Below are 12,359 nucleotides of genomic sequence, written 5' to 3'. Positions count from 1 at the left end.
CGCTTTATTTTAATGCCTGTTCGATTTTTGCCAGCTCTGCCAAGAGTTCTTTGAGTTGTGCCATTTTTTCTTTGGTGAGGACTTTTTCAATTGCGTCATAGCGCTCGTCAACCAATGCGCCGGTGGATTCATAGAGTTTCTCGCCTTCGGGCGTCAGTTTCAGATAAACGCGGCGTTGGTCGTTGGAAGGCTTCAAGCGCACGGCCAAACCTGCTTTTTCCAAGCGGGTCAGAATGCCGGTCAGGCTGGGACGGAGGATGCAGGCCTGATTGGCCAAATCTTGAAAGTCGAGTGTGCCGTTTTCCGCTAAGAGCCGGATGATACGCCATTGCTGGTCAGTAATATTGGCTTGGTTCAGAATAGGGCGGAATTGGGTCATCAATGCTTCCCGTGCCTGAATCAGACCGATATTGATAGATGCATGTTTAGATTGGTTGGGCATTACTAAGTCTCCGGTGTTATCAAAAATCAAACCGTTGAAGCGTGAGGTAGATTGATAAAGGCGAATATTGCTGTTTTAAGGCTGCCGTCGGCAGCCGGGTCATGGGAACAAAAGCATCACTGCCACAATATTAGATGAAGATCTCTAACAGTTTGTTTTGATAATAATGTTTCCAATTGTTCTTATGGTTATATCTTAGTCTATTTTCTTTATAATCTCAACAAAATCATATGTTATCGGGAAAGAGATAGTTTATTTATTTATGAAGTGGAATAGGATAAAAATATTCGGCGAAGATGATTCTTTGGATTTTCTATTTTTGGTGGATTTTCAATGAATTTAGCCGAAGATGTCTGCTAAGTAAATTCTGATTTTTAAGCCGATGTAGCTAGAAAGCCCGGATGTGTGATGAATCATTTTGCCATCTTTTAATATGATAATGGTCGGTGTGACGGCTATATTCCATTTTTGAGCCATCAGGCCGTCTGAATCATTGAAATTTGGAAAGGATAGGTTGTTTTCTTGCATATGGTGGGCAATGTCCGTGTCGCTTCCGGAGCGCAAGGCTACGCCCAATGTTGGGATATTGTCTTGGTGCAGTTTTTCTATGGTTGATGATGTGTATGAACAAATACGACACCAGCTACCCCAAAAATAAACGACGGCAACCCGATTTTGGCTGAAGGATTGAAGGGAAGTGGTTTGCCCATCGGTTAAAGTAATGGTTTGTGCCGCTGATTGTAAGGGCTGGTTAGGCTTGCGTACCCAGTCGACAATCAAGGAGAGCAAAATGAAAATAATCACGGCCTGAAGCAATGATTTGGCGTAGTGGAGCAGGGTTTTCATCATATATTGCGGAGGATATTGGATTATTGTTTTATAAATGAAAAAAGCCTTGCAGAGCAAGGCTTTTTGATTCGATTCTGAAAACGTATTAACGTTTGGAGAATTGTTTTGCGCGACGTGCTTTGCGCAAACCAGGTTTTTTACGTTCAACTTCACGAGCATCGCGAGTAACGAAGCCTGCTTGAGACAGGGCTGGTTTCAGGGCTGCGTCGAAGTCGATCAGGGCGCGGGTAATGCCGTGACGGATGGCGCCGGATTGACCGGTTTCGCCGCCACCGGTTACGTTAACTTTGATGTCGAAAGATTCGGCATTTTCAGTCAGAACCAGAGGTTGACGTACAACCATGCGGCTGGTTTCACGTGCGAAGAATTCGTCAACGGGACGGCCGTTTACGATGATTTGGCCGGTACCTTTAGTCAAGAATACACGAGCCACTGAACTTTTGCGGCGGCCTGTGCCGTAGTAGTATTTACCGTTCATGTCGTGTCCTTATTATTTCAGTTCCAAAACTTTAGGTTGTTGTGCAGCGTGGCCGTGTTCGGCGCCAGCGTACACTTTCAGTTTTTTGATCATGGCGTAGCCCAGAGGACCTTTAGGCAACATGCCTTTTACGGCTTGTTCCAAAGCGCGGCCTGGGAATTGCTCTTGCATTTCGCGGAAAGTACGCTCGTAGATGCCACCTGGGAAACCAGAGTGACGGAAGTATTTTTTGTCTTCGAATTTAGCACCGGTCACGCGCAGTTTGTCTGCGTTGATGACGATGATGTAGTCGCCAGTATCAACGTGAGGGGTGTATTCGGGTTTGTGTTTGCCGCGCAGACGGTGTGCGACTTCGGCTGCGACACGACCCAGAACTTTGTCTTCTGCGTCAATGACGAACCATTCGCGCTTCACCTCGTGGGGTTTTGCAGAGAAGGTTTTCATGGTTGGAATCCAGATATATATAGAAAGTTATGGATTTTAAAGAGGAGATTGGTTTTTGTCAATCTTAATTGAGTGTGTTTGATGCATGAATATGCGGTTTTTTCAGACGGCCGGAAATCTTTACGAAAGTCTTTACTTGGAAAGGGAAAAGCCACACCTGTCGGTATGGCTTTTTTTAGGGAATCCCCACGAGTGCCGTTTAGGCTGAATCCGCTTGAACCTTGCTGACAAGGCGGTCACCTCGGGTAGTTTCGGGTGCGTCCAATAAACGGACGCTCGCGCCCACTACAGCTCCCGGCAACCTAAAGCGAACGTATTGGTTCAAAGGAATATATGCCTTCGCGAACACCGCAGGGAAAAGGGGGAAATCAGTTTTGCTCCAAGCGCGCCAGTGCTTTTTGGCACGCGTTGTTCATGTCGGTTATTTTACGCTCAAATTCACCGATTGCCAAATCGTCGTTGAGGGTGGTTTTCAAGAGGTCGTGCACGACGTTGAGGGCTGCCATGACGACGATTTTGTCTGTGCCGACGATGCGGCCGCTTTCTTTAATCGCATCGCTTTTCTTGTTGAGCATTTCAACGGCTTGCAGAAGGGTGGCTTTTTCTTCACTCGGTGTGTTGATGGTGAAGTTGACATTCATGATGTCGAGATTGACTTGTTCGATACTCACGGGGCATCCTTTTATTGTTGTGTTTCTTGGGGCAATCGGGTAATGAGGCTGCGGATTTGGTCTGCGCTTTGGGCCAGCGCGTTGCGGTAGTTTTCTTTTTCGGCAGTCAGGTTGTCAATTTTGCTTTGCAGGTCCTCTTTGAGTTTGCCGACTTGAACCAGCAAGGCTTCGCTGAGTTCGTCAATGGCCGCGTCGTGTTGGCGTTTTTGTTGCTCTTGCTCGAGTTTGAGTCTGTCGATTTCTTCGTTGAGACGGCGGTTTTCTGAAACCAGCGTTTCAAATTTTTGGACAAGTTGGTAAACGTTGATTTCCAGATTGTTCAGTGATTGGTTCATGTGTTTCCCTTCAGACGGCCTGATGGCCGCCATATTGTGCGTCAGGCCGTCTGAATGGCAGACGGCGCGACCGTTTATTCGAAGCGCGCGCTTCGTTCCATCAGTCGTTCAACGACTTGCTGCGGGGTCATTTCTTTGCGGATGAGTTGCAGCAGGGTTTGAGTGATGGGCATATCGATTTGGTATTTGGCGGCGGTGTTGAAGACTTCTTCAATGGTGCTGACGCCTTCGGAAACGTGGCCGATTTCGACAAGCACTTGATGCAACTCTTTACCCTCTGCGAGGCCTAGGCCGACGCGGCGGTTGCGCGAGAGTGCGCCGGTACAGGTCAGGATAAGGTCGCCGATGCCTGCTAAGCCCATCATGGTTTTGGGTTGTGCGCCCATGGCGATGGCAAGGCGGGTGATTTCGGCAAGGCCGCGTGTTACTAAGGCTGCGCGTGCATTGAGGCCGTATTCGAGGCCGTCTGAAAGGCCGGTGGCAATTGCCATGACGTTTTTAACGGCACCGCCCACTGCGACACCGATGACGTCGGTGCTGCCGTACAGGCGCATTACGTTGGTGTTCAGTTGGGCAGTAGTTTCTTCCACCCAGTCTTTGTTTTCGGAAGCAAACACGACGGCGCAAGGCAGTTGGGCTGCAAGTTCTTGGGCAAAGCTCGGACCTGAGAGAACGCCGATTTTTTTATTGTTAGGTAGGACTTCTTTCAGTACTTGGAAAGTCAAAAGGCCGGTATCTTGTTCAAAACCTTTGCAGGCGGCGAGAACGGGAATATCGGCGGCGTTATGCTGTTTGAGCAGCTCGGCGCTGCTTCTGAGGCCGGCTACGGAGGTAACGATCAGGGCAAGTTGGCTGTCTTTCAGCGCTTCGCCCAAATCGGCGTGAACGGTCAGGGACTCAGGGAAAGGGAAGCCGGGCAGGCCGCGTTTGTTTTCGCGATCTGCTTGCAGGGTGCGGATTTGGTCGGGATTGCGTGTCCAAAGGGCAACTTCATTGTTGTGGTGCGCAAAGTGCAACGCGAGAGCTGTACCCCACGAACCTGCGCCGATGACGGTAATTTTCATGTTTCTCTTCCATATGGGAACGGGGCTTACTTTAAAACAAACGGCTTTGGGGTGCAAGGGCGGCGTTTGTGAAAAATATTTTGTGCTGTTTAAAAAGCCTTAGGCCGTCTGAAAGTTCAGACGGCCTGCTTCGGTTTATGATTTATTGTTACCGGAATGGTAGGCATCGTAGGCGTAGTAGTCGTAGCTGTTGTTGGCTTCGCGCTTCATGCCGTTGAGGACAACACCTTTGATGTTGATGTGGTTTTGTTTGAGGCGTTCGACGCTGGCTTCAAGCTCTCGTGCACGCGTGTGCGCATAACGGCTAATCATAAGGACGGTGCCGGCATGTTGGCCGATGATGATGGCGTCGGTAACGGCCAATACGGGCGGCGTGTCCAAGATGACATAATCGTAGCGTTGGCGCGCGTGGGCGAGCAATTCGTTGAAACGGTTGTCCATCAAAAGCTCGGACGGATTGCTAGGATAGCTGCCGCTGCTGATAAGGTGGAGGTTTTCAATGCCGGTCTCTTGTACGGCTTTTGCCGGAGCTGCTTTGCCGTTGAGGATGTCAGACAAGCCGAACTCGGGGGTAAGGCCGAAGAGTCGGTCGAGGTAGCCTTTGCGCATATCGGTATCGATAAGCAGAACGCGTTTGCCTGACTGCGCCATTACGGTGGCGAGGTTGGCAGAGATAAAGGATTTGCCTGCTTCAGGCGCGGCACCGGTAATCATGAGGACGTTGTTAGGCGCGTCCAGCATGGAGAAGTAGATATTGGTGCGCAGGGCGCGGATGGCTTCGACTGCCGTGTCGGCGCGGTCTTCGCTGGCCAGCAGATAGTTGGAACGGCCGCCGGTTTTTTTGAATTTGTTTTTGAAGAAGTCGCGTTTTTGCTGGGTTTTGGAGTGCGGAACAAGAGCGACGACTTCCAAATTGAGGTTTTCGATTTCTTCGGATGAAGTAATGCCGTTTTTCATGCGGTTGCGAATCATCAGCCACAAAGCGGTCAATGAGCCTGCGGCAAGTGCGCTCAGGAGCGTGATGACGGCTTTGCGCGGGGCAACGGGGTTTTCAGGGACATAGGCATAATCGACGATGCGAACATTACCTTGTGCACTGGCTTTCATGATGTTGAGTTCTTGTTGTTTGCTCAACAGTTGGACGTAGGTTGCTTGGTTGGTTTCTACGTCGCGGGTCAGGCGGATAACTTCTTGTTGGGTGTTCGGCAACTCGGCAATTTGTTGGTTGATTTTGTTTTTAGCGCGTTCGAGGACGGCAAGTTTGTCCAATACGGCTTTATAGGAAGGGTGTTCCGGCGTGTACAGCTCGGCCAAACCTGCTTCTTCGGTTTTGAGCAGGGTAATTTGGGTTTCGATGCCGGTCAGGCTTTCCAATGCGCCTTTGGACTCGAGCGGAATGTCGAGAGAGCCTGATTGTTGGCGGTAGGCATTGAGTTTGTTTTCAGCGTCTTGCAAGGTTTCTTTCAAGCGTGGCAATTCTTCGCTGATGAAGGCCAAACCGCTGGATGCGACTTGGACGTCGCGTTCGCGGTTTTGCGCAACGTAGTTGTCGGCAATGCTGTTGAGGATGACGCTGGTACGTTTAGGGTCGGTGCCGGTAAAGGTAAGGTTAATGATGGGGCTGGTTTTACCTTTGCTGATAACAGCCAGTTTGTTTTGGATGTTTTCGATGGCGCTGATGCGGGAGAACTTGGTTAACGCAAATTCTTGACCCGGATTAGCCAGGATTTGATCGATTTTGAGGGTGGTTTGATTGTTGATTTTCAGAGGCACGCCGACCTTGCCTTCGACAACGCGTTTGTCAGGCAGGGTAAGGGTATAGGCTTTGTTGCTCTTGGCGGTCAGTGTGAAGGTTTTGTTGAACCATTCGTCTTGTACGGAAAAGCTGCCGACGGTCAGTTTGGGATCGGGGTCGCCACTGATGTTGTGCATCAGGCTGCCGATAACGGGTGTGTATTTGGCTTTGACTTCTTGGTCAAGCTGAAGGTCGTCAACGGTTTTACCCAGCACCAAGCGTGATTGAACCAACTCGACTTCTGCTTCAGACGGCGTGGTTTGGTTGTTGAAGATGCTGTTGATTTCGGTCAGGATTTGGTTTTGTCGCGTTTCAATTTCCAGCATGGCATCGGCACGGTATTGCGGAGTGGATGCCAGGCTGAAGGCTGCGCCAAGAATGCCGCCTGCAAGCAGGGCGGCGAGGATTTTGTATTTATTTGTCCAAATTACTCGCAGCTGTTGGCCGAAGTCGATTTCGTCGTTGTCTGCGCTGTAAGGTGTGTAGGTCGTTTTTTTCATTGCTTGCTTTCTTGTTCATGCCGGTTTTATACCGGTTGAGTTTTTCCGTTTAGTTTGGTTTTCCAAGTGTCTGCGGCAGCATTGAGCTGTTCAAAAACGGCTTCAAACATTTCACTGCTTTGTTTGTATGGGTCAGGTACGGTTTTTTTAGGCAACCATTGGGCAAACAGCATGGTTTTGCTGCGTGCCGGCGGATGGATGTCGGCCACCATGTCAATTTGACAGGGCTCCATGACGAGAATCAAATCGGCCTGTTCGCACATTTGGGCAGTCAGTTGGCGTGCCGTATGGCCTGCAACGATAACGCCGTGTTTGAGTGCGGTTTTGATGGCTTGGAAATCGGCATCCTTACCTGCCAGTGCTTTTATGCCAGCGCTGCTGATGCGGTGGCCGGGTAGTTTTTTCTGCATAATCCGCTCTGCGGTGGGGGAGCGGCAGATGTTGCCTAGGCAGACGATGAGTATGTTGTGGTACATGATATTGTTTCGGTTTATGGTCTGAAAAAAGCGTGAGTCAGACTATAAGGTACTGCTTTTCCGTTTGTGCGGTGTGTACGGCTTTTATATGCCGTTTATGTAATTTGGTTGGATTGTGCGTGATTTTGTATCCTGCTGTCAAACAGGGTCTGACAGCAGGAACCACTGCTTATTTAAACGTATTGTCGAGGGTATTGACGTTGCTGATGGAGTTGGTAATTTGTGACATTACGCGGTTCCAACGGGTAACTGGGGCGGCGGTAACGTAAACGGTGTCTTCGGAGCGCAATTTGAATTCGCTGCCCAGTGCGTAAGAAGTCGCATCTTTTAGGTTGAGCTGGTAGATGTGGATAGGTCTGGCCGCATCTTCAGGTGCGCGGCGGATCACGAATACGCCGGTTGCATCCGCATAGGCTTGGTTCATGCCGCCCACTTCGCCGAGCGCTTGGGTCAGGTTGAGGCCGTGATTGCCGATCGGCAGGGTGGCTTGTTTGCCGACTTCACCCATGATGTAGATTTTGTTGTTGCTGCTGTTAGGAACATAAACGATGTCACCATGGCTGAGGAGGTGGTTTTGCGACATATCACCGTATTGCAACATGTCTTGTAGGGAAATGGTGCGGTCGACGCCGTTGTGCGTCCATTTGATGTGTTGGGTGTCGGCACTTTGGGTGACGCCGCCTGCTTGGTTGATGGCATCCAAAATGGTCATCGGGATATTGGTAATCGGCAGCTGACCTGCTTGGCTGATGGCACCGGATACTGAAATGCGTTGCGAACGGAATTCGGTAACGTTGATGGCTACTTGAGGATTTTTGATGTAGCGTTTCAGAAGGTTGGTCAGGGTATTTTGCAATTCGTCCAAAGTTTTGCCTTTGGCTTGAATTTTGCCTGCTAACGGGTAAGTAATATAACCGCCCTCATCCACCCAGGCGCCGCGGCTGACTTGGTTGGTTTGCGGGTTGCTTTGCTGGATGGGGGAATTGAGGTCGGAGTGCGCCCAAACCATGATATTGAGGACGTCGCCGCTGCCGATGCGGTAGCGGTAAGCGCTTTTGCTTTGCTCCAAGCCTTGGTTGGCTTGGGAAAGTACGGGTGGCGTACGCATTTTTTCAATCAGGTTGGGCGTGATGGGGTAAACGGCAACGCGGCTGTCGAGGTTGGTATCGGCTGCGGTGTCGGTGTCGGTGTAAACAATGGTTTTGGTTCGGGTTTTGATGGTTGAACCAGGAATGACTGTTGTGCTGTTGCAGGCAGTCAGTGCGAATAGAGTAAGCAGGGAGAGTGTTTTTTTCATGTAGTAGTCCTTGCAGTATGGTGTCCGGGCCGTCTGAAAATGTTCAGACGGCCTTGTTGTTTTGTTGCCAAACCAAGTCGCAGATACCGTCTTTAGGTACGAAGCCTGTCGGTGCGCGCAACAGAAGCTGGCGCAGGCTGTTTTGGTCGCTTTGGAAACAAGCGGTTTCGAGTTCCGACAGTATGTCAGATAATTGCGTCCATGGAAGCATTACTTCACTGGCGGTCATAATACGGGGATGAGTGGTTTTTTGCACCTCGTCGCCGATGAGCAGTTCTTCATAAAGTTTCTCGCCCGGGCGCAGGCCGGTAATCTTGATTTCGATGTCGCCGTGGGGGTGTTGTTCGTCTTTCACTTTGAGGCCGCTGAGGACAATCATTTGACGGGCAAGGTCGATGATTTTGACGGATTCACCCATGTCGAGGACGAATACGTCGCCGCCTTTACCCATTGCGCCGGCTTGGATAACCAATTGCGCCGCTTCGGGAATGGTCATGAAGTAGCGGGTAATGTCTTGGTGAGTCAGGGTAATCGGGCCGCCTTCGGCAATTTGTTTTTCAAATACAGGAACAACGGAACCGGACGAACCCAATACATTGCCGAAACGCACCATGCAGAAGCGTGTTTTTTGTTCCGGCTCGGCGGCAAGGGCTTGCAGGCAGAGTTCGGCCATGCGTTTGCTGGCGCCCATGGTATTGGTCGGTCGGACGGCTTTGTCGGTGGAAATCAAAACAAAGGTGGAAACGCCTGCATCTACGGCAGCCTGTGCGCAGCAGAGTGTGCCGAACACGTTGTTTTGAATGCCTTCTATGGTGTTGAACTCAACCATAGGGACGTGTTTATAGGCTGCGGCATGGTAGACGGTGTCGACGTGATAGGCCTTCATGATGCTGCTAAGGCGTTCTTTGTTTTGAACCGAGCCTAAAAGCGGTACGACTTCGACTTGGCTGCCTTGCGCTGCTTGGGTTTCGCGCAATTCTTTGTCTATGCTGTATAGGGCAAATTCAGACAATTCAAACAACAGCAGTTTGGTCGGCCGGCAATTGAGAATTTGACGGCAAAGTTCGGAGCCGATAGAGCCGCCTGCGCCGGTTACTATCACGACTTTGTCGCTGATGTCGGCGCTCATCAATTCAGGGCGAGGTGCCACAGGGGCGCGGCCGAGCAAATCGACCACAGAGATTTTTTTCAATGAGCTGACGTTGATTTTGCCGTCCACCAAATCCTTCATGCCCGGAATGGTCAGGACTTCGCATTTGTATGCTTCGAGGCGGCGGATGATGTCTTTGCGTTCTTCCGGCGTAGAACTTGGAATCGCCAGCAGAATTTTGCGGACGCCGTAGCGGCTGATCAGCATCGGGATTTCGTTGGGGTTGTAGACGGCAAGGTCATAGATGACGGTGCGTTGGATTTTTGGGTTGTCATCGACAAAGGCAATGGCCGAGTATTCGTTAACCTGTTTGATGGCTTCCAGCAATTGTCGGCCGGATTGGCCTGCACCGTAGATGATGACGGGTGTCATCTGTTTGCGGTGATGATCGGTCAGAATCGCGCGCAGGATCATGCGCGAGCTGGTCACGCCGACCACCAAGACCAAGAAATAGACGATGGGCAGGGCAAGGTGCAGTTTTTGCTCAAAAACCAGGGTGCTCAGGCAGAACAAGACCGCCGAAATAATGCTGCCGAATGCGGCGGCGGTCAGGACGCGGATGCTGACGAAGCGCGTAACGGCGCGGTAGAGGCCGATACGGATGAAAAGGATGATGGTCAGCAACGCGGTGCTGCCGAAAGCCAGCCAGTTGGCGATACTCAACCATTCGTCGGAATATTGCACTTTGAGGCTTTGGGCAAACCAAAACGCCACGAATATCATCAAGATATCGTGGATGACGAAGAAGGTTTTTTTAAGGTTGCGCGGCAGAGCCAGCAGGGTTTCCAAGTTCATTTTATATTTCTTGTGTCTGAGTGTTGTAATGTGGCTTGGTACGGATTGTTTGAAGCAGGCTGTTTTATTTTTTTCAGACGGCCTGAAGTTGCAGGCCGTCTGAAAATGATTATGCCGTGGCTTCAGTCAATACGGCTTCGATGTTTTCTTTGCAGAACGCAATTTCTTCATCGGTCAGGGTTGGGTGCACCAAGAACATCAGGCTGGTGTCGCTCAACTCGACAGCGTTTTTCAAACGCTCTTTCGGACGCCAAGGCGTGTTGTCGAAGGCTTTTTCCAAATACACTTCGGAGCAGCTGCCTTGATAGCATGGGACTTTGCGCGCGTTCAGTTCATTGACGATGCGGTCGCGCGTCCAGCCATCTTTCAGGTGTTCGGGTTTGACGAAAACGTAGAACTTGTATTGCGCGTGTTCGATGTAATCGGCCACTTCGACTAAACGGATGCTGGCAAATTTGCCCAAGCTTTCAGCCAGTTTGGCGGCGTTTTCTTGGCGGCGCGCCGTCCATTCGGGCATACGTTTGAGCTGGATGCGGCCGATGACCGCCTGCATTTCCAACATGCGCCAGTTGGTACCGAAGCTTTCGTGCAGCCAGCGGAAACCGGGTGCGTGTTCGCGGTTGTACACGGCATCGTAGCTTTTGCCGTGGTCTTTGTACGACCACATTTTGCTCCATAGCTCTTTGTCGTTGGTGGTTACCATGCCGCCTTCGCCGCCGGTGGTCATGATTTTGTCTTGGCAGAACGACCATGCGCCGACATGGCCGATAGAGCCGACGGATTTGCCTTTGTATTTCGCACCGTGCGCTTGGGCGCAGTCTTCGATAACCCACAAGTTATGTTCTTTTGCCAAAGCCATGATGTCGTCCATTTCGGCAGGCATGCCGGCAAGGTGAACCACGATGATGGCTTTTGTGTTTGGCGTCAAAGCGGCTTTGATGGTTTCGGCGCTGATGTTTTGGCTGTTCAAATCGACATCGGCAAACACCGGATTTGCGCCGGCGGTCACGATGCAGGATGCGGAAGCCAAGAAAGTACGCGAAGTGACAATCACATCATCGCCTTGGCCGATACCCATTGCTTTGAGGGCTACGTCCAAAGCCAATGTACCGTTGGAAAGGGCGACGGCGTATTGAGTGCCGACAAAAGCAGCAAATTCTTTTTCAAATTCGCGACATTCCGTACCTGTCCAGTAGTTGACTTTGTTGGACAGCAGGACTTTGGAAACGGCATCGGCTTCTTCTTGAGTAAAGCTTGGCCATGGGGAGAGTGATGTATTAAGCATTTGTTTTTCCTGCGAAAAGACTGGTTGAGCCTTTGGGGGCGATTTCTTCCAGCAGTTGGCGATTGATCAGGGTGTATTTCTGACCGTTGATTTCGACGTATGCGCCGTCGTAAGGAGGGAACCAGAAGGCGCGGATTTTCTTCTCGATATTGTCGCCGTCGTGGATTTGCTTCATGGCTTCCATCTCGTCGCGGCTGACGTAGCGGCCACCAATGTTTGGCGTGGTTGGCAATTTGGTTTTCGACTCGATGGCGCGGGTGATGATGCGTCGTGCGAAATCTTCCAATGCCTGCATGGTTTTGCGTTCGAGCGATTGGGCGGTTTCTGTTTCGGCGTCGATAGGGAAACGGTCCACTTCGATAATTTCACCGGTATCGATGGAAGCGTCGACGTAGTGGGCAGTATTGCCCCATTCGTTCAGCTCGTCCATGATGGCCAGGTTGTAGCCGCCCGTGCCTTTGTATTCGGGCAACAGCGCAGGGTGGAAGTTGATCGTGCCTAAAGTCGGAATGCTCAGGAATTCATCACGCAGCTTGCGCCAGTAAAGGACGGACAAGCCCAAATCGTATTTCAGACGGCCTTCTCGCATTGCTTCCAAAGCCGTATCGAAGGTGTACAGGGGCAAGCCCAATTCCTGCGCGGCGGCCGTAGTCGGCGAGCCTTGCAGATGGCTGTCGGTCAAGACACCGATGATTTCGATATGGTCTTGTTTGGTCAAAAAACGAAGCAGGTTGGCGGAAACCTGTTTACGACCCATAAATAAGATTTTCATGGAGAA

Annotated in this window: 13 protein-coding genes and 1 other RNA gene; all 14 read right to left on the bottom strand. The window is 50.8% G+C overall.

The features are described 5' to 3' along the window. Positions 1-4: 4 nt before the first annotated feature. The 14 genes from hpaR to HMPREF2871_RS08735 all read right to left on the bottom strand — a co-directional run bounded on the left by hpaR (position 5) and on the right by HMPREF2871_RS08735 (position 12,353). The gene (gene hpaR / locus HMPREF2871_RS08800) at positions 5-442 is read right to left on the bottom strand and encodes a homoprotocatechuate degradation operon regulator HpaR (RefSeq protein WP_004520883.1); all 438 of its coding nucleotides are present in this window, start codon (positions 440-442) and stop codon (positions 5-7) included. 339 nt (positions 443-781) lie between these two features. Next, on the bottom strand, positions 782-1,291 hold the full coding sequence (locus HMPREF2871_RS08795) for a protein disulfide oxidoreductase (RefSeq protein WP_039862516.1): 510 nt from the start codon (positions 1,289-1,291) through the stop codon (positions 782-784). Between the two features lie 85 nt (positions 1,292-1,376). After that, positions 1,377-1,769, bottom strand: a complete 393-nt coding sequence (gene rpsI, locus HMPREF2871_RS08790) for a 30S ribosomal protein S9 (protein ID WP_003681515.1) — start codon at positions 1,767-1,769, stop codon at positions 1,377-1,379. A 12-nt stretch (positions 1,770-1,781) separates the two neighbouring features. Further along, entirely contained in the window at positions 1,782-2,213 is a 432-nt protein-coding gene (gene rplM, locus HMPREF2871_RS08785) for a 50S ribosomal protein L13 (RefSeq protein WP_003684605.1), read from the bottom strand. Between the two features lie 179 nt (positions 2,214-2,392). Further along, a non-coding RNA gene (ssrS, locus tag HMPREF2871_RS08780) (6S RNA) lies at positions 2,393-2,573 on the bottom strand. A gap of 8 nt (positions 2,574-2,581) precedes the next feature. Then, positions 2,582-2,884, bottom strand: coding sequence for a cell division protein ZapA (gene zapA / locus HMPREF2871_RS08775; protein WP_003681511.1), 303 nt, complete (start codon positions 2,882-2,884; stop codon positions 2,582-2,584). A gap of 11 nt (positions 2,885-2,895) precedes the next feature. Beyond that, the gene (locus HMPREF2871_RS08770) at positions 2,896-3,219 is read right to left on the bottom strand and encodes a hypothetical protein (protein WP_039862529.1); all 324 of its coding nucleotides are present in this window, start codon (positions 3,217-3,219) and stop codon (positions 2,896-2,898) included. A 74-nt stretch (positions 3,220-3,293) separates the two neighbouring features. After that, a complete protein-coding gene (locus HMPREF2871_RS08765; RefSeq protein WP_004520880.1) occupies positions 3,294-4,283 on the bottom strand; it encodes an NAD(P)H-dependent glycerol-3-phosphate dehydrogenase in 990 nt (329 codons plus the stop codon). A 135-nt stretch (positions 4,284-4,418) separates the two neighbouring features. Further along, positions 4,419-6,578 carry a polysaccharide biosynthesis tyrosine autokinase gene (locus HMPREF2871_RS08760; RefSeq protein WP_004520879.1) on the bottom strand — a complete coding sequence of 720 codons (2,160 nt, stop codon included), beginning with the start codon at positions 6,576-6,578 and terminating at the stop codon, positions 4,419-4,421. A 26-nt stretch (positions 6,579-6,604) separates the two neighbouring features. Then, positions 6,605-7,054 carry a low molecular weight protein-tyrosine-phosphatase gene (locus HMPREF2871_RS08755; protein WP_004520878.1) on the bottom strand — a complete coding sequence of 150 codons (450 nt, stop codon included), beginning with the start codon at positions 7,052-7,054 and terminating at the stop codon, positions 6,605-6,607. Between the two features lie 169 nt (positions 7,055-7,223). Then, the gene (locus tag HMPREF2871_RS08750) at positions 7,224-8,351 is read right to left on the bottom strand and encodes a polysaccharide export protein (RefSeq protein WP_004520876.1); all 1,128 of its coding nucleotides are present in this window, start codon (positions 8,349-8,351) and stop codon (positions 7,224-7,226) included. Between the two features lie 43 nt (positions 8,352-8,394). Beyond that, on the bottom strand, positions 8,395-10,296 hold the full coding sequence (locus HMPREF2871_RS08745; protein ID WP_004520875.1) for a polysaccharide biosynthesis protein: 1,902 nt from the start codon (positions 10,294-10,296) through the stop codon (positions 8,395-8,397). A gap of 109 nt (positions 10,297-10,405) precedes the next feature. Further along, a complete protein-coding gene (locus HMPREF2871_RS08740) occupies positions 10,406-11,581 on the bottom strand; it encodes a DegT/DnrJ/EryC1/StrS family aminotransferase (RefSeq protein ID WP_004520874.1) in 1,176 nt (391 codons plus the stop codon). Continuing rightward, positions 11,574-12,353 carry a methionyl-tRNA formyltransferase gene (locus HMPREF2871_RS08735; RefSeq protein ID WP_039862513.1) on the bottom strand — a complete coding sequence of 260 codons (780 nt, stop codon included), beginning with the start codon at positions 12,351-12,353 and terminating at the stop codon, positions 11,574-11,576. The genes HMPREF2871_RS08740 and HMPREF2871_RS08735 overlap by 8 nt, the downstream gene beginning before the upstream one ends. Positions 12,354-12,359: the final 6 nt, after the last annotated feature.

Source organism: Neisseria sp. HMSC067G12, assembly GCF_001812725.1.
GTDB lineage: Bacteria > Pseudomonadota > Gammaproteobacteria > Burkholderiales > Neisseriaceae > Neisseria > Neisseria perflava.
Note: the sequence above shows the minus strand (reverse complement) of the source record. Positions and strands in the feature narration are given on the sequence as shown.

Excerpts from the sequence above, each read along its gene's own strand:
- hpaR (WP_004520883.1), bottom strand. The coding sequence starts at position 442 with ATGCCCAACCAATCTAAACATGCATCTATCAATATCGGTCTGATTCAG.
- HMPREF2871_RS08795 (WP_039862516.1), bottom strand. The coding sequence starts at position 1,291 with ATGATGAAAACCCTGCTCCACTACGCCAAATCATTGCTTCAGGCCGTG.
- rpsI (WP_003681515.1), bottom strand. The coding sequence starts at position 1,769 with ATGAACGGTAAATACTACTACGGCACAGGCCGCCGCAAAAGTTCAGTG.
- rplM (WP_003684605.1), bottom strand. The coding sequence starts at position 2,213 with ATGAAAACCTTCTCTGCAAAACCCCACGAGGTGAAGCGCGAATGGTTC.
- HMPREF2871_RS08770 (WP_039862529.1), bottom strand. The coding sequence starts at position 3,219 with ATGAACCAATCACTGAACAATCTGGAAATCAACGTTTACCAACTTGTC.
- HMPREF2871_RS08765 (WP_004520880.1), bottom strand. The coding sequence starts at position 4,283 with ATGAAAATTACCGTCATCGGCGCAGGTTCGTGGGGTACAGCTCTCGCG.
- HMPREF2871_RS08760 (WP_004520879.1), bottom strand. The coding sequence starts at position 6,578 with ATGAAAAAAACGACCTACACACCTTACAGCGCAGACAACGACGAAATC.
- HMPREF2871_RS08755 (WP_004520878.1), bottom strand. The coding sequence starts at position 7,054 with ATGTACCACAACATACTCATCGTCTGCCTAGGCAACATCTGCCGCTCC.
- HMPREF2871_RS08750 (WP_004520876.1), bottom strand. The coding sequence starts at position 8,351 with ATGAAAAAAACACTCTCCCTGCTTACTCTATTCGCACTGACTGCCTGC.
- HMPREF2871_RS08745 (WP_004520875.1), bottom strand. The coding sequence starts at position 10,296 with ATGAACTTGGAAACCCTGCTGGCTCTGCCGCGCAACCTTAAAAAAACC.
- HMPREF2871_RS08740 (WP_004520874.1), bottom strand. The coding sequence starts at position 11,581 with ATGCTTAATACATCACTCTCCCCATGGCCAAGCTTTACTCAAGAAGAA.
- HMPREF2871_RS08735 (WP_039862513.1), bottom strand. The coding sequence starts at position 12,353 with ATGAAAATCTTATTTATGGGTCGTAAACAGGTTTCCGCCAACCTGCTT.